Here is a 21,137-nt window from a genome sequence, read left to right as displayed (position 1 = left end):
GGTATCTCGATGAAATTACAACTATTGATTGCATCTTTACTCTGTACAGCAGGTATACATGCATCACAGGTCCATAGTTCAACACATGCACTCAGTGAAACACAAGAAGGTATCAAATACATCAAGATGCTTGGCGGTACACTTAAAAGTCAACTAAAAGAGCAACTTCAAGCGGATCCAAGTGGTTTGAGTGCCATTGGTTTTTGTACAGCAAAAGCACAGCTTATTACCGACGAGGTCAATGCACAGCTTCCTGACCATGCAAAGGTAAGAAGAACTTCTCTTAGGACGAGAAACAGTATGAATAAGCCTGATACAAAAGATGTTGAAATTATGAAAAAGATTGAGGAATCGATCAAAAATAAAACAGCTACAGCTATGATGATAACAAAGGTGAACACTAAAGAGGCCACACGTTACTATAAACCATTGATTGTAGAAGCAGCATGTCTAAAATGTCACGGTGAGAACATCTCTCCTGAGATACAGGCAGTGATCAAGGATTCATACCCTGATGAGAATGCCAGTGATTACACTTTAGGTTCATTTAGAGGAGTGATCGTCTCAGAGATCAAAAAACGTTAAATCAAATCTAACTAGGGATTTATTCTTTATCCCCCCCAGACTTTTCTTTCTTTATGTGACATAAATATGACATCAACATGTTATATTTCTAATTACGTTTCTGGGGAGAAGGGTCTAAATGAAAAAAGCACTATTAACAGTCATGAATATCGGTCATTGGAAAAAACATGAAAAATCATTTGTAATCTCTATGATGTTAATGGGTCTATTCAACTTATGTATTGTTACTTTTATGCTACATAATTACTAAGTTAGAAGTGCATTGCTTCTTGTAGCCAATTAATCTGTATATTTATCTCTATGCAGCATATGTTCAACTGTGTATCATGTAAGCGATAAGAAGTACAAACGATACAATAGCTCCCAATAGTGTATATCCCATATCTGACTGTGTATCTCACATATATCCCTATATTCCAAGAAAAACCTCTGCATTTTCACCAATAGAAAGAGCCACCACCATTATATTATTTCACGCCAGTCATTCAAAAATATGATAGAATAAATATGTATACATTAAATCGTTAATTTATGTCTCTATCTAATAAAATGCACGTCGTAAAAGCTGTACGTTATCGTAAAATCAAATGTGAATGAAGGAGAAAAAAATGAAAAAGATCATTTCAGCAATGTTTGTTTTCATCTTGGCAAGCTCAGCGTGGGCAGCAGAAGCTACCCAAAACCTGCAGACAGCAGTTCCCAAGACCACGCTCAACGCGGCATCTAACTATCTCGATAATGTGTTGATGAATACGCTAGCATCCCTTGAACTGATCGCCTCTACCCCAGAGGCCAAAAATGGCGACTGGAAAGGGATCAAGCGCTACCTGAAACAGCTAAAAGCGGTTACGCCGGGGGTCTATTTCTATGTTCTGCCCGATGGTAACTACTACTCCGTAACACTCGATTACACCAATCTCAATCTGAGCAACCGGGGTTATTTCAAATCGCTGTTTGCCGGTAACCCAGTCATGGGTTTCACGATCTACAGCCGCTCCTCCGGGAAGAAATCAGCTCTGATGGCTGCTCCCATCACAATAGATGGCAAGGTACCTGGTGCGCTCGGCGCCTCGATCTTCCTGGACGAGCTGCATGATAAACTCAACCACGAATTTGCTCTTCCCGATGAGTACACCTGGTTTGTCCTGAACTCCGAAGGGATAAGCATGCTTGACAACGACAGTGATTTTATCTTCATGAATGCGCTCAAACAGGGGAGCGAGTCTCTGCATGATGCCGTTTCAGAAGCCCTTAAAAGCGAAAGCGGCCCTGTGCAGTATGAACTCGACAGTCTTCGCCACGGATATTATCAGAAGTTGCCAAATATGGAGTGGTGGATGTTCCTTGCTAAGATCGAAGGGTCAAAGGCAGCACCACCGCCACAGCTGAAACTTTCGCTCGATCGCTTTGTACCCGATCTGCAAAGCCGTTTGAACCGCATTGACGAATCACTGGCGGCATTGATCGAACAAAGTAGGGTAGATGTCAAAAAAGAGAGTGAAGTCAGGAGACTTCTCAACGCCCTCCTTGATAAAAACTCCGATATTGTCGAAGCCTCTTTTATCGATGCGAAGGGAGTGATGCGTAAGGTAGAGCCACAAGAATATAAGAACTTCGAGAATTCGGACATTAGCTCCCAGGAGCATGTCAAGGCCATGCTGAAAAAACCTGCACCGCTGCTTAGCAGCGGATTTACAGCAGTCGAACATTTTACAGCGGTAGTCATATCCCGTCCAATTTACGACAATAAAAAGACATTTGTAGGCTCTATCAATCTGTTGATCCGCCCCGAACTGCTGGTCAACTCCCTGCTTAAAAAAACCACCATCCCCGATGACTATGAACTCTGGATCATGCAGCCTGACGGCATGATTATCTACGACGAGGACAAGGATGAGATAGGTAGGATGCTCTTCAGCGATCCTATCTATGCGGGCTACGGAAACCTACTGAAACTGAGCAAAAGGATTGTCTCTGCTCCTACCGGTGAAGGAAGCTACATCTATCTTGCACCCGAGTCCAACGAAAAGGCTATCAAAAACGCTATCTGGCAGAGTATCAGACTCCACAACCGTGAATGGCGGGTCATTCTAGCCTATCGCCCTTATGAGAAAAGGTAGCCACTGCCACAGTTCCGACTGCCTGAGTGCACCCGAACTCAGGTAGTCGAGCTGTCCTGCAACAAGTTTAACTGTTTATCATGAATTTTTGAAAGCATCATAAGTGCCACGATAGCTCCAAGTAGTGCATATCCCATATCTGACTGTGTATCCCACATATACCCTTGAGTGCCCAGAAAATCTTCTGCATTTTCACCGACAGCAAGAGCCACCCACCATTCTATAAGTTCATACAATGCAGAAAATGCCAAAACAAGACTTAAAATGATGTAGTTTAGCCATATTTTTCCACCTTGTACGATATTTTTTCGTATTAATATCTCCCTGGCTAGTATGGCAGGAATTAAGCCTTGTGCAAAATGACCTAATTTATCATAATTGTTCCGATTTTGATCAAAAGTCTCTTTGATCCAGTCAAACAGGGGTACTTCTGCATACGTATAATGTCCTCCCACCATCAAAATGATCATATGGATCAAGATAAGAGTATAGAGCAGGGAAGTCAACGGAAACTTTTTATAAGTTAGAAGCAAAATGAATAAACCTATGAAAACCGGTAATACTTCTAAAAACCATGTAAATGAATCTTTAGGTAAAGTTGCAGACCATATTAAAGTAGGTATAAAGATACTTAACCAAAGATATTTCATTTCATATTCTCTAATATTATTTTTTCGCTGTCATTAAAAAAACGGTGAATTCGGCATGAGGTTTAGCTATTTTATTGGCTAAACTGAAGGTCACATCCTTGAATCCTGCCTCTTGCGCATATTCAGCCAGTAAATGTCGATCAAAACCGTAATGAAATACCCCTTCATTGTCACTGTGGAAAGTGCCATCTTCACTGTCCAGATCAGCAATAGCAATAAACCCGTGATCATCAAGCATCGTGTAAAATTTTGAAAAAAGGGCAGGTATATCTTCCAAATGATGAATCGTCATAGATGAAATGATGCCATCAAACTTTCTTTCAAGTATATCAATACTCAAATCTTTCTCTATCACTTCAGTATTGCATGAAAATTGCCCACACTTATTTTGAAATTCACGAAGCATAGAAGGTGAATTGTCAACCGCTACTATTTTCTCTACATAAGGTGCAACAAAGTAGCTTAAAAGCCCGGTACCTGCACCAAAATCCATCAGTTCCATAGATTTATCTAGTTTTATATTATTTACTATTAATTCTGCTATACCTTTTGCATTTTGTACGCGTTTGCTGTTCATGTCCCAAGATTTTGATTTTTCAGCAAAATGATCTTTTTTTGTTTCCATTATATTCCTTAATATTATTTAGTATGTTCCTAAAACAGCGTCTCTTGTTTTTCCAACTTTATATTATCCCAGAAGAAATCTACATGCTTTTCAAACATAGAAACGACTGAAGAGGTCGATTTTTTATCTAATTTTAACAAAGAAACCTGCATTTGGTAGAAAAATAGGGGAGAAAAGAACTCATTTGCCAGTAAAAGTGGGTCTGAGGACTGTATCATCTCATCCTGCATCATCATAAAAAAGAGACTTGAAAGCTTTTTCACGTTCTCCTGGTAGAAATACTCATTATAGATCTCTCTAATTCTCTCATTTCTATAGATCTCTTGCATCAGCAGCTTTAAAAGTGCTTCATTTTGTCCATCAAAGCCTATAAGCTTAAAAGTGGTGGCAATAGACATTAACAGAGACTTTCCTTGTTTATGAAGCTCTGAGGCCTCTTTATCGTTAAATATAGTGACTATAGCAGAAGAGGTAAGTTCGCTTACCAATGTCTCAAGTATCTCATCTTTATTCTTAAAGTGGTTATAAAGCGCACTTTGTTTCATATCCATAGCACCAGCTATATCTCTTACAGTGGTTGCCTTATATCCTTTAGTTGAAAAGAGTTTAAGGGATATTTTGAGTATTTTATCTTTAGTTTTACTTCCTTTAGTAGGGGAAGAACTAACGCTCTGGTCGTTCATAGTTGCTCCTTTAGTGACATTATAGTGAACAAGTGTTCATTTGTCAAGTGACTCTTTTTCAATATTATGAACACTTGTTCTTTTATTTTATTTTATGAAATTTGTTTTAAGAACATATGTTCATTTATTTAGAGTATTAGAATATAACGAATGAACAAATGTTCACATGATATCACTATACACACGTTCTGACGGGCTCTACATTAAATTTAAGTCATTGTTTGTTTTTCATGTGATAGGGTAATGTACGAAAAGTCTAATTTAATACTAATAAATATAATTATTCTCTCTGTTTCTTATCTTTTTTGATCTTATGCAGGAAAACCAAATCATGAAAACAATAGACAGATATATTTTTTCTCCATTTGAAACCAATATTTGATTTTTACTTATGCAGCAAAAATGTTTTTAATGCAGATCAAACAAAAAACAATCAATTGTTTTTTATAGATTCCAAATCAGTTTTGAAAACGTTCACAGTAAACTAAAAATTTCAACAAGACGTTTTTTGTTCAATTATGATTTGTGTATTTTTTTCATTTTTTACAACAAGACAATAACTATAGAATGTTATGCCGTTTTTATCAAAGGGGGATTTTTTGCTATTTTTTGTTTTTCAAAATGGTTTGAACGTAGATACAAATACACAAAAGAGAAGAGATTGACTTTTTTAATAGAATTTATATTATGTTAACCGGTAAGTTATTATTCATACTTTTACTACATTATTTGTGTATCTCTACACAAATAACTGTTTATTACTTGATGCAATAATCTGAAGTTGTTTTAATGTCTTACTGTCTAAAGATTTTTGTTTGATCTTTGAAACCATACCTACGAGATGATCATATGAATCAAAATCTACATTTTGTTTATGCAGCGCTTTTGTACTTAAGTACTCCAAAACTTCTTTTCTACTTACAATATTTGCCCTGTCAAGATCTTGTATCAGTCTTGCAAGCAACTCTTCATCTTCTTCACTCACAAAGTTTTCAGAGATTTCATCTGCTGCATCTTTCTCTAACCCCCTACTATATAATAAAGAAGAAATACCAGACGACACAGAGTCATTTATGTTTTGACTCTGTGAAACTGTCGTAAGTACAGCATTTGCCATTACTGGATTTAAAGCCAGTCCTGAAATGATAAGTGTAAGTGTTATAAAGTTTTGTTTATGCATTAAATATCCTTTTATATATCATAGTCTAATAAGGTTAATGGTTTATAGCTAAACGATGAAAGAGTTAGACTGGTAGATAACTTTATATCAAATATGCTATGATTCATAAGGGAAGAGAAAAATATATGAATATAAACAATTTTTTACATAGTGGATTTAAGTTTACCGATGATGAAAATCTTCTTCAGTTTAAATTTAAAATGCTGAATTCTATTTTTATTATTGTTGCTTTTTTTTCTGCACTTTTTGGTTTACTCAGTGATCTAAGTATTAATGATATAGGACCTATACACTCTAAAGTGAATTATGTTTACAGTTTCCTGACGATCATGCTCATCTTTTTTCTACGATCATCTAAAACAAATTATAACCTGACAGCATATGCCCTACTGATCATCTCATTGATCACTTTTACCTCCTCACTTATTTTTGTACCGCAGGATGAATTTAGAATGATCTGGTTTTATCTTTTGGTTTTTGTTGCTTATATGATCAGTGGTAAAATGAGTGGTTTATTTTTCACACTTGCTTCTATAGTCGTTATACTCACCGTCAATTTCTTTGTTGACATGCAGCTTTCACAAGTAGCCATAAACTCTGGTATCTTAGGTCTTATCATAGGAAGCTTTTTATCTTCTATCTATACCAATAAGATCACTGATTACGAAAACAGTTTAAAGCAGCAAAACAGTAGTTTAAGTCTCTTGGCATCGACCGATTATTTAACAGGGATCATGAATAGACGTATGTTCAATGAGATCTCTGAACGCTATTTCCAAACTGCACAGAAAAATGAATTCTGTTTAACTCTTTTGCTGCTTGATCTAGACCACTTTAAAAAGGTCAATGATACGTATGGTCATCAGGCGGGTGATCAATTATTGAAGCGTTTTGTTGAAACACTGGAAAGGATCTTAAACAAAAGTGATATTTTTGCCCGTATTGGTGGTGAAGAGTTCGGAATACTTTTATCTCAGGTCAGCAGTGCAGATGCGTATATCCTGGCTGAACAAATTCGTAAAGAGATCGAAAACGATTTTATGACGTATGAAGGACAGGATATTCGTGTGACAATCTCCATTGGTATCAGTGAAAATAGAAAAACAGATACCGCATTTGAGAATATTTTTTCACGTGCCGATATGGCACTTTATAAAGCGAAAGAAGAAGGACGGAATAAAACTTGTTATGTTGGATCCTCAAACGATGACCTACATTGTCCAAATTCAATAATAGACAATAATGTACCGAATTACTCTATCTAAAGAGTTCCCAAAATTCAGTAAAATCCTTTACAAACCTCTCAAGTCTCATTGCTAGACTCTCTTTGATCACTTCTGATTTGCATAAGAAGAAAAAAGCACGTGGTGAGTATGGCTTGTGTTTTATCGCTATCACATGAAAATACTCTTTTTTCAAATCACTTAAGAGTGACTCTATCTGCCCATTATGTGCAAAACAGCGGTTCAAATGCTGGTAGACGATACACACTTCCAAATGCGGTAACCGATAAAAATGACTTACTTCCTCGGCAAAAATATATTTATGCGGATAGTGTTTTTGTGTGTAGTCCTGTTCCAGTGTAAGAAAATCAAAACATTGTGCTCCCCTATTACACTTGAGTGCCATGCCATTATCCGGTGCCACAGCAACGACTTGCGCTTTGTGTGAAAATGTGAGGGCCCTCTTGAACCAATGATAACGCTCTTCTAAAGAGCCAGGTACTTTTTCATAAAAAAACTTTGCATTTTGAAGAAGTTTTAACGATTCTAGTGATGTCACTTTACGTTTCTCTCCCATGATGAGGCTTTGTAGTGATTCTTCCAGATATACATCACTGCCCATAACCCGTTCAAAATAGTCGATATGACGTCCATCGTTGTTCTCTTCACCCTCACCTTCATGCATATACCATATCTGCGCAAGTGCTTTTCCATGCATAGGACTCTCATTATGGTTGAAAAGATAACGAAAAAGCTGGAACTTTCCAAAGTCCCCAACATCTGCTACATATTTATCTTGCATACAGAGGGTCCTTTTTAAGCGTAGTTTATCATGATTAAAATTGACTGCGACTTGGAATACTTTAGATACTTTTTATAAAAAACGTTGTATTACTGACCTGTTCATCTCTAATGTATTTATGCATAAACTAAAAAGTAAAAGTAGTTTCTAGATTTTTTATTATTTAAAAATAGAATAAATAGATTTCTCTATTACCTTAATTTTGCAAAAATATGATTTCTCAATATCTTAGATGCATAATAAATATATTCCGTTTTGGTTGATACACCATATCGCTGACGTATTTTCCTATAAGATAGCTTAAAACGCAAAAGTTGAAAATTCCTATATTTATTGATTATAAATGTATGGGGATATTTAAAAAATATAAAGAGTACAGATAAATGTAATTTACACTTTCTATTCTCTATTAATATAGGTGAATGCACTTTGAAAAGTATTTTAATAAGATAAAGTCTATTATTAAATCTACTCAAAATATTATGTGTTTTAAAAAATTCTTCTATATATCTCCAATCTATTTCTGATCTATACTTATCAATGACTCTAGACATTTCATACAATTGGCGTAGATCCATTGTCTTAAATGCATAACTTCTATCAACTATATCACTATGTATATATGTATGGATCAAACGAAAAGTCGGTGAAAGAATAGTCATATTAGGATAATAAGTAGCATTTTGACAATTGTCATCCTTACACTCAATTAAGTGAGAGTAAGGATATGTCAAAATAGACCTATGTGTTTCTATACTCACTTCCCAATTTGGATGATACATAGGCCACCAGTGATGATGTTTTTCAATATCTTTAATTCCTGGATCATTCATATTAGGTATATATCCAAAAGAAAGTAACTGCTTTTTTGTCTGTAGAAAGTCTTTTTCAAAAACACAAAAGTCAATATCTGATAAAAATCGCATTCCCTCATCTTTATAATCTTTTTGTAATAGAGAGGCAGTACCTTTTAAAAATACGGGTTTAATACCTTTTTTCAATAAAATTTGCGTAATCTCTTTTGATTGTTCGATAATACTTTGATTTCTATGTAAGTTAATGGTATATATTTGTTCCAAATAGGCTAACAACTCTTCATCATTTATAAATTTTAACATATCTTGATCCAAGAGACTGTAATAAAGTGCTGCGGTAAGAAAATATCTATTGGCAATTTCAATAACACATAGCCAGTCTATAGAATCAGAGAGGATTTTTTGCTTGATTTTTTCTTTATCCCCAGACAGTGAGATAATTTCACATAGTGTAATCAGACTTTCTATTCTAATATTTGTATTAGCTAACATTACATTTCCAGCAATGTATTAATCATGTCTATGGCTTCATCTAAATTTGAATAAACTAACGTATACTTTGGTAGAGAAACAAGATACTTTAAGATCAATTCAAATTTCTCTCTATCCATATTTTCCTGAACCTGATAACCAGCATCTTTAATTTTTTCAAGAGCATCTTTTGCACCAATTTCTGTAAGGGTAGTTTCTGAATTAGGTATGTATTTTGGAAAAATAATGTGACTGGCTTTTTGCCGCCCCAAGTACATATTTACAGGAGGAATGAAACGGATATTCTGCCCATCAAATCGACTGTATTTATCACCATCTATAAGGTAAGGATACATCTCTGAGAGTATCTTCCAACTGCCTTCTTTGATATTCATGCAAAAAGGCAGAGGAAGAACAAAGCCATTATAATCCAGTGTAGTAACTTCATCACTAAAAAGGTGGAATCCATGGTAAAGCAATGTCGCAGTTAATGTTGTTTTACCTGATTCTGACACTGCTGGCATGATGATTACATTGCCATTTTTTTCTACAGCCCCTGCATGCAAAGCAATAAGATAGCGTTTTGACTGGTAAGTACATATCATCATCTTTTCCTGAAGAAAAGTAGCTAACTTCTTTTCAGGCATGGCCATCCCTAGAGGAGTATTGTTCCAGTGGACTTCCCACAGGTCATCGGATTTGCAAAAGTCAACTGATACAATATGCTTCCCCTCAGGGTTATCTACATAAAGGTATTCAAACACAGGGTGTAGTCGCTTATAAAACATATCATTAGGGTAATGTATAGCATATACAATGTCATCTACCTGATAATGTTTTCTAATCAAATCATCATTAATATATGTTCCAAATTCAATATCGGATTCATACTCTACTTCAACAGCTGTTTCTTTTCCTGAAGTAAGATCACACATTTGTTGCACTAAATCAGTATCTACATCCAGAAACTTCTTAGCGATTTCTTCTACCGTATAATGAGGTATCAGTTCATCTATCTGTAGAAACAGTGCAGCGCTACCTTTTTCAAATCCATAAACATTTTGAGTCTCATCAGAATATACAAACAGGCTCTCCTCTATGGCAAATGCATGTAGTTTTTTAGAATTCAGTAGCAGTTTTGTAGTATCATGCTTTTTAATCATACATTATCCATATTTTCAGAAAATTAAGAAGGAGAAAAATATTTATCAATTTTACTTGATTTATGTTGCGTAAAAAACCATAGTCAGTCTTGGACTGATATGGTTTTTAGATATTTTAGTTCGGGTTTGGATCACCAAAATTTTGCTGAGTAGTCCCAAAAGTATTATTCTCTGCATTATTGTTTGGAAGAGAATTACCAGGCGCACATTGATCACCGTTACCCCAACCATTATTACATGAAGATATGGCAGAAGAAACTGTTGGCATCATTAATGTTGCCATACCTGCACCTACTGCGTACTTTCCACACTTACCGATAAACTTACGTTTTTCTAAATCAATAGTTACATCGGTTTCTGTCTTTTTGTTTAATTTATTAGACATAATATACCCCTTATACAAAATTTGTATAAATTAGAACAGACTAATTGAATAGCGGGATTTATATTTATACTTTTATATAATCTCATATTATTACTTAAAGTAAAATAAGTCTCTTATTAAGTAGTTAATCTAATTACCATATTATGATATGTTAGTGACATGAAGGAAGCATTTACTATCATGGGAAATATCTATTAATCATGGAGTGAACTTCTATGACAATGAAGAACTCTACCCTATTCCACCGATGCAAAACTTGTAGGTATCACGGAAGAGTGGATGAATACAAAAGAACGTGATTCTATCATTCTAGCTGCCAAAGTTGGAGGAGCTGCAAGTGGTTAGATTGTTCCTCTTATCTGTCATGGTTGAACAGATATCGAAAAAGCTGAAATTTACCAAAATCCCTATATCTGCTACATATTTATCTTGCATATAGAGGATCCTTTTTTTGTGTAGTTTATCATTAATAAAGTTTGCCACTACTTGCTTCTTCTTATCATTTCCATGTAGTATGAAGATTTGTTATTTTGTAATATAAACAAGTAAAGTGAATGTTTTTAAAGAAAAGAAGTATGAGTAATTATATTATAGAGAAGTGTTTATATATCTATAAATCATTAAGATTGTATAAGGGGTACCTTCAGAAGAGAGAAGGTACCATCTTTTTCTCCAAAAAGAGAAGTATTAAGTACTCTATTTAAGCAGTACCAATCCACCGCCACCATCTGCAACATAAGCATGCCCGTTAATTACAGTCACATCACTTGCAAATCCTACCGTATCAGCATGTTCCATAAGCACTGGTGTGGCTGGATTTGTCCAGTTTATCTTGATAACACCAGCATCACCATAGGCAATATAGAAAATATATCTACCGTTGACACTAACAACATCCATACCTGCAGCACCTCCACTCCATTCTGCCAATTCAGCACGACCAAACATTTCGCGGTTTTGGAGCTTAAAGCGTGCAGTAGCTTCTGGACGATAACCGACAGTGCCCGGTGTCCAGATATCCTGTGGATCTACTCCCGCAGGCAGTGGTGCGATCAGATCAGCGATACTGTAACATACGACTCCAAAACTATCATAGGTAAAGAATGCATGATTACCCACTACCTTAACTGCCACACTTTTACCATCGGCTTTACCAGCCTTTGTATCTTCCCATTTAATTGGTTCGAAAATTTTAACTAATCTCATATTGTTTTCTTGCGCATTGGTAATATCAACTACAGCGATACCTCTGCTTCCTGCAGCAACAAAAGCATACGATGTACCTGTACTTGTATCATCCCAAAGTGCCACATCAGATGCACGGCCGAGATCTGGTTGAGAGTTGGTATCTCCACCGATATTGGCAACTACAAAACCATTACTGTTGGTTGAATCAGTCGGATCTTTACTTAAATCATACACCGTTAAACCGTTACTGCCATCAGCAGTAAATGCAAGTGGCCCTTTCAGTGCTGCACTATATGCATGGTCTTGCATACTGAGGAAATCAGCGACATTACCGGCATCGACATTATGCTCATATATATCCGTATTTTTTGGGTACAGTAGAACTGGGGCACCGACTGTACCCACTGCTACGTTCTCAATACGACGTACCCCACGACTTTGTGACATTACAAGAGCTGAATTTGTAGCATGGTCTAATACTACATCATGTGCATGTGGTGCGGGGTTAATATCACCTACTGGATATTCACTCTGTAGTGTATTGGCTACCAAATGAACATCATCTGTCGGATTACACTCTTCATCCGCTATCTGCCATACTGACATACCATGAGGTCCATCACCAAGGAACAGTAAATTGTCATAAGCGGTTAGTCCCTCAGCATGACCTATATTGATCTCTTGCGTAGGTGAACCATCTGCTGCTGCACCAATCTCATCAGTAGTTGCAAAATGAACTGGTACCTCAAATGAGTTGCTCGACTGTGCACCGGTAATGAGAACATCCATAAAGTTAAGACCGCCCCCTCCGGCTGCAAGTGCTATATCTATAGCTACGTTGTTAGCTGAATCAAATGTACTGGTAAAGCCAAAGACATTTCCATGACCACTCACCTCACCTGTTGCTAGAAGAATTGGTGTTTCGGTAATAAATGTCGGTATCTCTTCTTCTTTCCCTGTAGGGATAAACGGAGTCATATCATAGGATGTGACAAACTCATAATCTGGCCAATGATCACCCAGTGTACCCATAGTATCATTGTCATATGAACCCGCCCCTTTATTTCCATGCCAAGTAGAAGGATTATCCGCATTGCCGATCACCATCAATCCTGCAAAGTGATCAGAAAAATAGACATTCTTTGTTGCAGTATCCACCTTAACGTCGACCACCCCTGCTTCTTTCAACATACCTACCCCGAAATAAGGAAAAAGGCTTTGCGATTGTTGACCAGTCTCAGCATCCGGTCCATGTGCCGGCAAGCCTGGAACATATCCAAGATACATACCTTCAAGAAAATTATTCTTGGTAGTACAGTCTGCGCTACGAGCTGTTGCTGTATCATAACCGGTTACATCCACCGCGACCATACCACCCAATCCATAAGCGATGTAAGCTGTAGTTTTACTCCCAAAGGTTGCTACGTCTATCTTTCGTGCATCATAATAGAACTTTCCATACCTATCAAAATCAGCCCACGGTGTTGGAGCATCAACTTTGTTATGCCAAACCTGCTGAATTTCATAATTTGCCTGATTGTAATCTGGCATTCCTGTACACACGTCGATATTACCAGATTGAACCTCAGTAGAAACATCCATATTAATAAACCAATCTTCACCACCATTGTCCTCAGTCGCATCGGTATAAAGGTTATAATGACCGACCTGCTCAAGAGTTTTAGGATTATAGATTCCCATTCCTAGGAAGCCCTGTGCAACAAAGAGCCTTGTGTTATTGCCTTCACCGTACAATGTCAAACTTTTTGGACCCCCCCATGGATTTTCACCAGCATACTGCAGGGTATAAACTTCTTGGTCGATCTTAAGCGTACCATCTGCTTCTCTACCATTAATACCATCGAAAAGATTCTCAAGTGCTGTCTTGTGTACACCATACCCTTCATCCCCAATCAGTAGCTGCATTGAAGGTACGGTAGCATTTCCCTCATTATAGACAGCGAGTGAACTAACAGGCCCTCGAGTGCTGGAAATACTATTATCCGGCACTATATCACCACCACCTTCTGTCCACCAAATGCCTTCATGATAATAGTTAACTTTTACACTGCTAACCAGTATCATTGCCGTAGGATCTGTGATGTTAACTGTAGCAATTCCTTCAGCCCCCATAGCCAATAGAGCATAACTATTGTTATCATTACCCTTAACAATCTCTATATCCCGAATCATGCCTTCGACTTCCAGATGATATTCTGTATATTTTGTTGTACCAGTCTTAGTTGCACGCAATTCATTTGCTATATTAAAGAGTGTCCACTCACCACTATCAGTGCTGAATTGTTCTACAGCTGTCGTAGCACCACCTATACGAACTTGTGTATTTAAAGAAGCTTCTAAAGGTACTGAACACATACTGGATGTACCACCCCCACCTCCACCATCACCGCCGCCACCTCCGCCGCAGCCAGTCGTATAGAACATACTTGCCACTGTCAATCCTATCCCTACGACTCCTACCCGTACTGCATTCTTTTTATTCATATGTTTTTTCATTGTTATTCCCCCATTACTATTAGATTATGAAAAAGTATATCTCCATATAAATATTCTATTCCTACTTTGTTAATAAACGGTTAATGTATCTCATACAAAACACGTTCAAAGAAGAATCATAATAAGAGAGTAAAACCTTAGAAAACTTAAGTTATTATATAAAAGCAAATTTTACAAGGATCACAATGGAATATCGATACATAGGAAAAACCGGACTTCGTGTTTCACCCATCTGTATGGGAACCATGACATTTGGAACACAGTGTGACAAGAAAGAAGCATTTGCCATCATGGACAAAGCCTATGACTATGGCATTAACTTTTACGATACAGCAGAGCTCTACCCTGTTCCACCCGATGCAAAACTTGCAGGTATCACGGAAGAGTGGGTAGGTGAATGGATGAAAACAAAAGAACGGGATTCTATCATTCTAGCTACCAAAGTTGCAGGAGCTGCAAGCGGCTGGTTTGTTCCTCCTATTCGCCACGGGTTGACAGCCATAGACAGATTTCATATAGAACGTGCTATAGAAGGAAGTTTGAAACGGCTCAAAACCGACTACATAGACCTTTACCAAATGCATTGGCCCGATACCATCGTGCCGATAGAAGAGTCACTTGAAGCCTTTGACAGATTGGTGAAAGCAGGGAAAGTTCGTCATATAGGGACATCTAATGACACTGCCTATGGTACAAGTAAGGCTCTAATGACCTCCTATTATAAAGGATTGGCACGATTTGAATCCATACAGAACAATTTCTCACTGCTCAACCGTAGATTTTTAGATGAGCTCTCTACCCTTTCTCAAAAGGAACAAATCTCACTGCTCCCCTACTCACCGTTAGCAGGTGGTGTGTTATCCGGAAAATACAACCAGGGATTAAAACCCGAAGATGCCAATGGAAGATTTGCAACTTATTTGAAGTCACCTAACCAACGGCAACGTATCATGGCGCAACGTTTCATGAATGACAAAACTTTGGCATCCACCCAACAATACCTAAAAATAGCAGCAGATGCAGGACTTCATCCGGTAACATTGGCTACAGCCTGGTCAAAACAGTTTGATTTTGTGGCTTCAACCATCATAGGTGCAACCCACACCGATCAGCTTGATGCTTCGCTTGCAGCTATGAATCTTACACTCAGTGATGAAATTTTAAGCGCTTGTGACAAAGTACACGAAGAGATACTCTACCCTATGGGCTAACCTATTCTTGTAAATTACGGTCTGAGTATAATACTACTTCTTATATACAGTACCGTTCTTGATAAGAAATCTATCCTCTCTTAATTCCAAAGTATCGAAACTCTTCTTTGTTCTATATCTGCACACAGTTGTCCATCCTTCCTCACTACCTCGTATAGGACTGCATGTTTCATCTTGAAGGGAATCAGGATATTGAAGTGTTTTACGCCAATATGTATACACTGATGAAGGTACGCCTGTGTTCTCTTTGACAGACGGTCTTGAACCAAATTTTAGTTCTAACTTTTTCAAAAATCTAGTCTCAGCACTAACTTCTTCAGTTGTAGTTTTTTTCTGTTCTACGATATGCTCATTCACGGGTGATGCAGATGTAGCTGTATCGGTGTGCCTCCACATTGGTTCAGTTACCCATAAACCAAACAAAAGTAGTGCAAAAAGTATATATTTCATTATTGACATCGTCTTATCCTTGTGTTTTCAATAAATATAGTATTTTAGCATCTATTCTTTGATTTATCTTTTTTTCATCTCTCTATAATATAAGCAAATAAGCTGTAGTATAATATAAATACATTATAAAAAGGGAGGAAACTATGTCTTTAACACAAAATATAAAAGAGAGATTGGATGCTTGGTTACATATGCTGATTGAAGCAAATGGAGCCGATCTGCATATTAAATCAAATAGCCAAATTCATGCACGTATAAAAAGTGAAATCGTTCTTTTGTCAAATGAAAAATTAGATGCAAAGACCATTGAAGAACTTGTTCAAATGTTAACGGGTAATGCCTATGAAGAATTTATAGAAACTAAAGAATATGATGGTGCCTATGCTCTTGATGAAAACTACCGTTTCCGTATCAACATTTCTATGCATCTTGGTGGTTTCGCACTGGCCTTCCGTCTTATACCTTCTTATATTAAAACCATAGAAGAGCTAAACCTCCCGCTAGCTTTACACAAGCTCACTCATCTTAGACGTGGTCTTGTTCTCATTACCGGTACAACAGGAAGTGGTAAATCTACAACCCTTTCAAGTGTTATAGAGGAGATAAATAAAAAATACCCGCATCATATCATCACTATTGAAGATCCTATAGAGTATGTACATAATGATATAAAATCTATCGTAGAGCAACGAGAACTGGGATTGCATACGACTAGCTTTTCTCGTGCATTGCGTGCAGCAATGCGTGAAGACCCGGATATTATTGTGGTGGGTGAAATGCGTGACATTGCAACAGCTGAAAGTATTTTACAAGCTGTAAATACAGGGCACCTAGTCTTCTCTACAGTTCATACATTAGATGCTAGAGAAACCGTTGACCGTATTATCGCTATTTTCCCGAACGAAGAGCAAAACCGTGTACGTGAAACGCTTGCTTCAACCTTGGAAGCCGTTGTTTCACAACGTCTGATCAGAGGTACATCCGGAGACATGATCCCTGCTGTAGAATTGATGTTTAAAAGTCCTCAAATTCAAGAACTGATCCGAAGTAAACGTGATCATGAAATTCCAGATGCTCTTGAAAAAGAACATACCAGTTTTGATTCTATTAGCTTTAATCGTGCGCTTTTTGATCTTACATTGGCAGATAAGATCACTGAAGAACAAGCATACCAGTATGCAAGCAGTCCGGATGACCTTAAGCTCATGTTTACCGTGAGTACAGAGTATGAAGAAAAATTCCACCCAGAGTCAAAAGGCGAGGCACTTTCACTTAAAGACGAATAGTTGCATCACATTATAAAAATGACCATGAGATACTAAAAGTACTCATGTGTCGATTCCTCATAAAATATCTCCTTCTTTCATAAAGAAAAATAACTGTGATTATCATTCCAGATGAAACCATTTGTTAATAATTTTAAATTATAATTAAATCATATATAGAGTAACACCCTAAAGAAGGATTCATCATGAAAACTGTCTTCACTCTAACATTAGGTATCATTTTTCTACTTTTTTTAAATGCTTGTGGCGGTGGGTCCATCAGTGATACCCCTTCGACTCTGCCTGATGATAATACTACCTTTCCTGATGTAGTCTTACATGATCCCTCTTTTACCACAACACACTTCAGCGGTTCACAAAACTGTGCACAGTGTCATGATGGCATCAAGGATGCCAATGGTACAGATGTCTCTCTTGTGAAAGCATGGCAAGGTACGATGATGGCCAATGCAGCAACCGATCCATTCTGGAAGGCAAAAGTTGCCACTGAAGTCAAAGAACACCCTGAGTTCAAAGAAGTGATCGAAGCGAAATGTAGCCGATGCCACACTCCTATGGCTAATGTAGAAGCAACATATAATGGTGATACGGTTTCACTTTCTGGCGATGGATTTTTTAACGATCAAAACTACTATTATGATGCTGCTATGCAAGGAGTCAGCTGTACACTCTGTCATCAAATAGAAAACACCCCCCAACTGGGTACTACTGAAGGCTTTTCAGGTAAATTTGTTATCGATACCAATAACACCGGAATAGAACGTAAAATTTATGGTCCCTTTATAGATCCTAACCCTAACCCAATGCAGAATAGTGTTCAGTTTACCCCCGAATACAGTCCCCATATCAATGAGTCCAAACTCTGTGCCAGCTGCCATAACCTAGAGACTCCTGTTATCTCTACAGACGGACAAGATACTGGTTTAACTTTCCCCGAGCAGGCAGCCTATACCGAATGGGAATACAGTGACTTTAATGGAACAGAATACAGTTGCCAATACTGCCATATGCCACAAGCAGAGGGCAGTTTTAAAATTTCTACAAAAGGTAATGTAGGAGAAAGGTTTCCATTTTATCAACATAAATTCCTTGGTGCCAACACTTATATGCTCGAGATCCTCAAGAACAACCGTCAAAAACTAGGGGTTTTGGCAGATGAAGCAAGATTTAATGAAAGCATTACGGATACCAGAGAGTTTCTTAAAGCCGCAGCCGTTGTAGACATTAAAAATACAAGATTTTTAAATGGTACTACGCTTAGTTTTGATGTAAACGTTACGAATAAAAGTGGTCACAAGTTCCCGACAGGCTTTCCGTCACGCCGTGCCTGGCTTCATGTAACAGTCAAAAACAGTGCAGATCAAATTGTTTTTGAATCAGGGGCAATGAATGATAATGGACAGATCAACGGTGTAGTATACAACATAACAACCAATGAATATGAACCGCACTATGATAAGATCACTGATCCTTCACAGGTACAGGTCTATGAAACGATCTTACAGGATACAGATGATAATATGACCTATATACTCCTGCATGCACTGCATTATCTTAAAGACAACCGTATCTTGCCAAAGGGACTTGATAAAAAAGAGGTAAATTTACCTGAGACAATCAATCCACATGGGTATGCTGAAACGGATGATGACTTTATTGGGGGAAGTGATACAGTAAGATACGAGATAAAAGATCTGCCGGCAGGTACTTATACTGTCACTGCTACATTACACTACCAAACACTATCTTTTGGTTTCGCTCAAGATCTATACAAAAATGCTGAGTTACCTGAAGTAGCTCTGATGAAAGCTCTTGACGCTAGTACGACGAATCGCTATGAGACTATCTCAACAGATTCAATCTCAATCAAGATTCCCTAGAAAGAAAAGGGAATCGAATATACTACCTAGAGATACGTAGTATCAAATTTATTATGCAGTTGCGTTATGCACTGCCTTTTTAGATGAATCCCATGCTTTGCTAGTATCTTCTTTGACGCCACTCCATGTTTTACTACATCCAGACATGATCATACTCAAAGTCATAAATACTGCCAATATAGTTGTTTTTTTCATATTTAAATCCTTTTTTGAGTATTTTACTAAATTTTTGCTAATACTTTATTAGTTGTTTGCATCTTCCATAGATTCAACTTCTTCTTTCAGTGGTTTATCAACCACTTTTGCAAGTATCTCTACATAACACTCTGTAGCACCCGTTGCTTTTACTGCATCAAGTGCTTTAATGAGATCATCATACTCTACTACTTTTGCTGACTCTGAAGTAGGCCCTATTTTACAATCAAAGTCCCAGTATGTGTTCTGTGAATCTTCAAGTTTCTTCTTCTTTTCGCGTTTAACATATTTGCGTATCTCATGTTTTACGGCTTCGAGTACACGGTCTTCATGTTTTTTCTCATCTGTGAGTTTAAATATTTTTTTCATCTATATTATCCTTGTGATTGATTTCTATTACGGTTTCTATTTCTGTTATTGCTTCTAGCGCCATCACGGCTACCACCGTTGTTCGCATGTGAGCTGTTGCTGCGAGGTTTATTGCGTGAGTTTCCACCACTGTTATTACGGCCTCTTCCTCCGCCTCTACCATTTTGAATAGGCTCAGCCTTTATGTTCGGATCTGGTCTAAATGCTTCAATCTCTACTTTTTTGATCTCCGACTTGATGAATTTTTCAATATCTTTAAGCAATTTATGTTCATCTATACAGACCAGTGAAACTGCCTCACCACTCTGTCCTGCACGGCCTGTTCTACCTATACGGTGAACGTAATCTTCGGGTACATTAGGCAGTTCATAATTTACTACATGAGGAAGCTGGTCTATGTCTATCCCTCTTGCTGCGATATCTGTAGCTACAAGTACACGGATCTCATTTGCCTTGAAAGCAGCCAAAGCTTTGGTTCTAGCCCCCTGGCTTTTGTTTCCATGTATAGCCGCTGCAGAGATTCCATACTCTTCAAGCTCTTTGGTCAGTTTGTTTGCCCCGTGTTTTGTACGTGTAAAGACTAAGACCTGTCTCCAGTCTTTTATCTTGATAAGCTGAGAAAGCAATTCTCTCTTTCGCCTTTTATCTACGAAGTGTACCACTTGCGATATCTGATCCGCCGTGGTATTTTGACGTGCCACTTCTACAAGTACAGGGTTCTTTAAAAGTCCTGATGCCAACGTTTTGATCTCCGGTGAGAATGTTGCTGAGAAGAGAAGAGTTTGTCTCTTTTGAGGCATAAGCTTCATCAGTTTCTTGATGTCATGGATAAATCCCATGTCAAGCATACGGTCAGCTTCATCGAGGATGAGACACTCAAGGGCAGAAAAATCGATGCCTTTTTGTCCTGCGATATCGAGCAGTCTACCTGGTGTTGCGATGACGATATCCACCCCTTTACGTATAGTTGCCAATTGAGGGTTAATACCTACACCACCGAAAATAACCGTAGATGTGTAAGGCATATGTTTCCCATATGTCTTGATGCTTTCAGCCACTTGTGCAGCCAGTTCTCGTGTAGGGGTAAGTACCAAAGCACGGATCTGTTTTTTCTGCATCTTTGGTTTTGTTTTGGAGAGTTTCTCGAGTAACGGAAGTGTAAATCCTGCAGTTTTACCTGTACCGGTTTGTGCTGCAGCCAAGACATCTTTTCCTTCTATCACGACAGGAATAGCTTTTTGCTGTATGGGTGTAGGCGTATCATAGCCCTGCTCTTTGATCGCTTTTAAAAGAGGTTCAGATAACCCCAAATTTGTAAATGACATTTATGTATACCTTA

General features: G+C 37.6%; 19 protein-coding genes. 6 read left to right on the top strand and 13 right to left on the bottom strand.

What is annotated here, in order from left to right; all coding sequences use genetic code 11:
* Nucleotides 1-9: 9 nt before the first annotated feature.
* Together LDM93_RS02780 and LDM93_RS02775 are read left to right on the top strand one after the other, a co-directional pair.
* Nucleotides 10-585 carry a DUF3365 domain-containing protein gene (locus LDM93_RS02780; RefSeq protein ID WP_223890501.1) on the top strand — a complete coding sequence of 192 codons (576 nt, stop codon included), beginning with the start codon at nt 10-12 and terminating at the stop codon, nt 583-585.
* 608 nt (nt 586-1,193) lie between these two features.
* Nucleotides 1,194-2,705 carry a cache domain-containing protein gene (locus tag LDM93_RS02775; RefSeq protein WP_223890500.1) on the top strand — a complete coding sequence of 504 codons (1,512 nt, stop codon included), beginning with the start codon at nt 1,194-1,196 and terminating at the stop codon, nt 2,703-2,705.
* 38 nt (nt 2,706-2,743) lie between these two features.
* Here the strand turns inward: LDM93_RS02775 and LDM93_RS02770 are convergent, their stop codons facing one another.
* The 4 genes from LDM93_RS02770 to LDM93_RS02755 all read right to left on the bottom strand — a co-directional run bounded on the left by LDM93_RS02770 (nt 2,744) and on the right by LDM93_RS02755 (nt 5,843).
* Nucleotides 2,744-3,355, bottom strand: coding sequence for a DUF2238 domain-containing protein (locus LDM93_RS02770; RefSeq protein WP_223890499.1), 612 nt, complete (start codon nt 3,353-3,355; stop codon nt 2,744-2,746).
* Between the two features lie 16 nt (nt 3,356-3,371).
* Nucleotides 3,372-3,980 (bottom strand): class I SAM-dependent methyltransferase, encoded by a 609-nt coding sequence (locus LDM93_RS02765; RefSeq protein WP_223890498.1) that lies wholly within the window; start codon nt 3,978-3,980, stop codon nt 3,372-3,374.
* A 29-nt stretch (nt 3,981-4,009) separates the two neighbouring features.
* On the bottom strand, nt 4,010-4,663 hold the full coding sequence (locus tag LDM93_RS02760) for a TetR/AcrR family transcriptional regulator (RefSeq protein WP_223890497.1): 654 nt from the start codon (nt 4,661-4,663) through the stop codon (nt 4,010-4,012).
* Nucleotides 4,664-5,402: 739 nt separating this feature from the next.
* Nucleotides 5,403-5,843, bottom strand: coding sequence for a hypothetical protein (locus LDM93_RS02755; protein WP_223890496.1), 441 nt, complete (start codon nt 5,841-5,843; stop codon nt 5,403-5,405).
* A gap of 125 nt (nt 5,844-5,968) precedes the next feature.
* Here LDM93_RS02755 and LDM93_RS02750 point away from each other — a divergent pair, with 125 nt between their 5' ends.
* Complete coding sequence (locus tag LDM93_RS02750) at nt 5,969-7,108, top strand: diguanylate cyclase (protein WP_223890495.1); 1,140 nt, start codon at nt 5,969-5,971, stop codon at nt 7,106-7,108.
* Here the strand turns inward: LDM93_RS02750 and LDM93_RS02745 are convergent.
* The 5 genes from LDM93_RS02745 to LDM93_RS02725 all read right to left on the bottom strand — a co-directional run bounded on the left by LDM93_RS02745 (nt 7,101) and on the right by LDM93_RS02725 (nt 14,407).
* Entirely contained in the window at nt 7,101-7,868 is a 768-nt protein-coding gene (locus LDM93_RS02745) for a hypothetical protein (protein ID WP_223890494.1), read from the bottom strand. The genes LDM93_RS02750 and LDM93_RS02745 overlap by 8 nt on opposite strands.
* Nucleotides 7,869-8,059: 191 nt before the next feature.
* Entirely contained in the window at nt 8,060-9,175 is a 1,116-nt protein-coding gene (locus LDM93_RS02740) for a nucleotidyltransferase family protein (RefSeq protein WP_223890493.1), read from the bottom strand.
* Nucleotides 9,175-10,317 carry a hypothetical protein gene (locus tag LDM93_RS02735; protein ID WP_223890492.1) on the bottom strand — a complete coding sequence of 381 codons (1,143 nt, stop codon included), beginning with the start codon at nt 10,315-10,317 and terminating at the stop codon, nt 9,175-9,177. Before LDM93_RS02735 ends, LDM93_RS02740 begins: the two co-directional genes overlap by 1 nt.
* 115 nt (nt 10,318-10,432) lie before the next feature.
* Nucleotides 10,433-10,702, bottom strand: coding sequence for a hypothetical protein (locus tag LDM93_RS02730; RefSeq protein WP_223890491.1), 270 nt, complete (start codon nt 10,700-10,702; stop codon nt 10,433-10,435).
* 696 nt (nt 10,703-11,398) lie between these two features.
* Nucleotides 11,399-14,407 (bottom strand): hypothetical protein, encoded by a 3,009-nt coding sequence (locus tag LDM93_RS02725; RefSeq protein ID WP_223890490.1) that lies wholly within the window; start codon nt 14,405-14,407, stop codon nt 11,399-11,401.
* A gap of 185 nt (nt 14,408-14,592) precedes the next feature.
* Here LDM93_RS02725 and LDM93_RS02720 point away from each other — a divergent pair, with 185 nt between their 5' ends.
* A complete protein-coding gene (locus LDM93_RS02720) occupies nt 14,593-15,618 on the top strand; it encodes an aldo/keto reductase (RefSeq protein WP_223890489.1) in 1,026 nt (341 codons plus the stop codon).
* Nucleotides 15,619-15,651: 33 nt separating this feature from the next.
* On the opposite strand, the gene LDM93_RS02715 is transcribed toward LDM93_RS02720, so the two are convergent.
* Nucleotides 15,652-16,077 carry a hypothetical protein gene (locus LDM93_RS02715; RefSeq protein ID WP_223890488.1) on the bottom strand — a complete coding sequence of 142 codons (426 nt, stop codon included), beginning with the start codon at nt 16,075-16,077 and terminating at the stop codon, nt 15,652-15,654.
* A gap of 134 nt (nt 16,078-16,211) precedes the next feature.
* On the opposite strand from LDM93_RS02715, the gene LDM93_RS02710 reads away from it, so the two are divergent.
* Both LDM93_RS02710 and LDM93_RS02705 read left to right on the top strand, forming a co-directional pair.
* Nucleotides 16,212-17,354, top strand: coding sequence for a type IV pilus twitching motility protein PilT (locus LDM93_RS02710; protein WP_223890487.1), 1,143 nt, complete (start codon nt 16,212-16,214; stop codon nt 17,352-17,354).
* A 185-nt stretch (nt 17,355-17,539) separates the two neighbouring features.
* Nucleotides 17,540-19,234, top strand: coding sequence for a cytochrome c family protein (locus LDM93_RS02705; protein WP_223890486.1), 1,695 nt, complete (start codon nt 17,540-17,542; stop codon nt 19,232-19,234).
* Between the two features lie 51 nt (nt 19,235-19,285).
* On the opposite strand, the gene LDM93_RS02700 is transcribed toward LDM93_RS02705, so the two are convergent.
* The 3 genes from LDM93_RS02700 to LDM93_RS02690 are packed head-to-tail and all read right to left on the bottom strand — an operon-like array spanning nt 19,286 to nt 21,123.
* On the bottom strand, nt 19,286-19,429 hold the full coding sequence (locus LDM93_RS02700; RefSeq protein WP_223890484.1) for an entericidin EcnAB: 144 nt from the start codon (nt 19,427-19,429) through the stop codon (nt 19,286-19,288).
* A 48-nt stretch (nt 19,430-19,477) separates the two neighbouring features.
* Nucleotides 19,478-19,798, bottom strand: a complete 321-nt coding sequence (locus tag LDM93_RS02695; RefSeq protein ID WP_223890483.1) for a DUF6172 family protein — start codon at nt 19,796-19,798, stop codon at nt 19,478-19,480.
* Between the two features lie 5 nt (nt 19,799-19,803).
* A complete protein-coding gene (locus tag LDM93_RS02690; RefSeq protein WP_223890482.1) occupies nt 19,804-21,123 on the bottom strand; it encodes a DEAD/DEAH box helicase in 1,320 nt (439 codons plus the stop codon).
* Nucleotides 21,124-21,137 lie beyond the last annotated feature (14 nt).

The sequence above is a fragment of the Sulfurovum sp. TSL6 genome (assembly GCF_019972115.1).
Classification (GTDB): Bacteria; Campylobacterota; Campylobacteria; order Campylobacterales; family Sulfurovaceae; genus Sulfurovum.
The sequence above is the reverse complement of the archived record's forward strand: the minus strand, read 5'-3'. Positions and strand labels throughout refer to the sequence as shown.

What these genes read in the sequence shown, in the direction of transcription:
- LDM93_RS02780 (WP_223890501.1), top strand. Translation starts at nt 10, where the DNA reads ATGAAATTACAACTATTGATTGCATCTTTACTCTGTACAGCAGGTATA.
- LDM93_RS02775 (WP_223890500.1), top strand. Translation starts at nt 1,194, where the DNA reads ATGAAAAAGATCATTTCAGCAATGTTTGTTTTCATCTTGGCAAGCTCA.
- LDM93_RS02770 (WP_223890499.1), bottom strand. Translation starts at nt 3,355, where the DNA reads ATGAAATATCTTTGGTTAAGTATCTTTATACCTACTTTAATATGGTCT.
- LDM93_RS02765 (WP_223890498.1), bottom strand. Translation starts at nt 3,980, where the DNA reads ATGGAAACAAAAAAAGATCATTTTGCTGAAAAATCAAAATCTTGGGAC.
- LDM93_RS02760 (WP_223890497.1), bottom strand. Translation starts at nt 4,663, where the DNA reads ATGAACGACCAGAGCGTTAGTTCTTCCCCTACTAAAGGAAGTAAAACT.
- LDM93_RS02755 (WP_223890496.1), bottom strand. Translation starts at nt 5,843, where the DNA reads ATGCATAAACAAAACTTTATAACACTTACACTTATCATTTCAGGACTG.
- LDM93_RS02750 (WP_223890495.1), top strand. Translation starts at nt 5,969, where the DNA reads ATGAATATAAACAATTTTTTACATAGTGGATTTAAGTTTACCGATGAT.
- LDM93_RS02745 (WP_223890494.1), bottom strand. Translation starts at nt 7,868, where the DNA reads ATGCAAGATAAATATGTAGCAGATGTTGGGGACTTTGGAAAGTTCCAG.
- LDM93_RS02740 (WP_223890493.1), bottom strand. Translation starts at nt 9,175, where the DNA reads ATGTTAGCTAATACAAATATTAGAATAGAAAGTCTGATTACACTATGT.
- LDM93_RS02735 (WP_223890492.1), bottom strand. Translation starts at nt 10,317, where the DNA reads ATGATTAAAAAGCATGATACTACAAAACTGCTACTGAATTCTAAAAAA.
- LDM93_RS02730 (WP_223890491.1), bottom strand. Translation starts at nt 10,702, where the DNA reads ATGTCTAATAAATTAAACAAAAAGACAGAAACCGATGTAACTATTGAT.
- LDM93_RS02725 (WP_223890490.1), bottom strand. Translation starts at nt 14,407, where the DNA reads ATGAAAAAACATATGAATAAAAAGAATGCAGTACGGGTAGGAGTCGTA.
- LDM93_RS02720 (WP_223890489.1), top strand. Translation starts at nt 14,593, where the DNA reads ATGGAATATCGATACATAGGAAAAACCGGACTTCGTGTTTCACCCATC.
- LDM93_RS02715 (WP_223890488.1), bottom strand. Translation starts at nt 16,077, where the DNA reads ATGTCAATAATGAAATATATACTTTTTGCACTACTTTTGTTTGGTTTA.
- LDM93_RS02710 (WP_223890487.1), top strand. Translation starts at nt 16,212, where the DNA reads ATGTCTTTAACACAAAATATAAAAGAGAGATTGGATGCTTGGTTACAT.
- LDM93_RS02705 (WP_223890486.1), top strand. Translation starts at nt 17,540, where the DNA reads ATGAAAACTGTCTTCACTCTAACATTAGGTATCATTTTTCTACTTTTT.
- LDM93_RS02700 (WP_223890484.1), bottom strand. Translation starts at nt 19,429, where the DNA reads ATGAAAAAAACAACTATATTGGCAGTATTTATGACTTTGAGTATGATC.
- LDM93_RS02695 (WP_223890483.1), bottom strand. Translation starts at nt 19,798, where the DNA reads ATGAAAAAAATATTTAAACTCACAGATGAGAAAAAACATGAAGACCGT.
- LDM93_RS02690 (WP_223890482.1), bottom strand. Translation starts at nt 21,123, where the DNA reads ATGTCATTTACAAATTTGGGGTTATCTGAACCTCTTTTAAAAGCGATC.